Source organism: Thermoanaerobaculum aquaticum, from assembly GCF_000687145.1.
Lineage (GTDB): Bacteria > Acidobacteriota > Thermoanaerobaculia > Thermoanaerobaculales > Thermoanaerobaculaceae > Thermoanaerobaculum > Thermoanaerobaculum aquaticum.
In genome coordinates this window covers 62075-63459 of record NZ_JMFG01000027.1, presented here as the reverse complement: position 1 = coordinate 63459, position 1385 = coordinate 62075, and the positions used below count along the sequence as shown (strand labels likewise).

The 1385-nt window shown below is 64.6% G+C and carries 1 protein-coding gene; it reads left to right on the top strand.

Going from position 1 to position 1385, the window contains the following annotated elements:
* Positions 1-1176 (top strand): L-aspartate oxidase (locus EG19_RS10305; RefSeq protein ID WP_038050126.1); only part of this gene is annotated, 1176 nt, incomplete at its 5' end.
* Positions 1177-1385: the final 209 nt, after the last annotated feature.

Here is a 1385-nt window from a genome sequence, read left to right as displayed (position 1 = left end):
GGCTCGGCCATTCAGGAGGGGTTGCTCAAGGCCGTGCGCAAAAACCCCAACATCACCTTGCTTTCCGGCTACCAAGCGGTGGACTTGCTCACCACCCACCACCACTCCCGCCGCACGGTGGATCGCTATTCCCTGGAAAACCGCTGCCTGGGCGCTTACGTGCTGGAGGTGGGTACCAGCCGCGTGTGCACGGTGTTTGCCGATGCCACGGTGCTTGCCACCGGCGGTGCCGGCGCCCTTTACATCCACACCTCCAACCACCCCGGCTCCATCGGTTCCGGCTTGGCCATGGCTTCCCGGGCCGGGGTCCGGCTTTTGAACTTGGAGTTCATCCAGTTCCACCCCACGTGCCTCTACGTCCCCGGGGCACCGCGCTTCCTCATTACTGAGGCGTTGCGGGGTGCCGGAGCCAAGCTCGTGAACGAAGCCGGTGAGCGGTTTTTAAAGCGCTACCACCCTAAAGGCGAGCTGGCTCCCCGGGACGTGGTAGCCCGGGCCATTGTGGACGAGCTCCACCGCACCGGGGCGGAGTGCGTGTTTTTGGACCTGGGTGGCAAAGGCAAAGAGCTGGCCCAACGCTTCCCCACGGTGGCCGAGATTTGCGCCCGTTACGGCATTGACATGACCACCCAACGCATCCCCGTGGTGCCCGGGGCTCACTACACCTGCGGCGGGGTGGTTTCGGATTTGGCCGGACGCACCACCCTCCCGGGGCTTTACGTGGCCGGGGAGGTGGCCTGTACCGGTGTTCACGGCGCTAACCGCCTGGCCTCCACCTCGCTTCTGGAAGGGCTGACCTTTGGTTTAGCCGCCGGCCGTCACGCCGCCCACCAAGCAAAAGAACACGCGTTAGCCGCCGACCTTAAGGGCGCCATCCCCGACTGGGAGCCGGTGGTGGGTCCTTCCAACGAAGACCCGGCGCTTATTGCCCAGGACTGGTCGGCCATCCGCCACACCATGTGGAACTACGTGGGGATCGTTCGGACCAGGGAACGCATGGAGCGGGCGGTGGCCGATCTGCGCCACCAGCTGGTGCGTTTGACTCAATTTTACCGCACCACGCCCATCTCCGCTCAGCTCGTGGACCTCTTTCACGGGTGCCTGGCGGCCGGGCTCATTGCCGAAGCGGCCCGCCGTAACCCCACTTCCGTGGGGTGCCACTACGTGGTGGGCTAGCGGCAACTGCGCTAAGCTTAGGGCATGGCGTACGATCGGCAGAAAGCTTGGGAACTCCTCTGTTCGTGGNNTGGAAGCGGCCATGCGCGCCCATGCCCGCAGGTTGGGGGAGGACGAAGAGGCTTACGGCATTGTTGGCCTGCTTCACGACTTTGACTACGAAAAGCACCCCACCCGCGAGGAGCACGTGTGGGTAGGCGCCAAAGTGC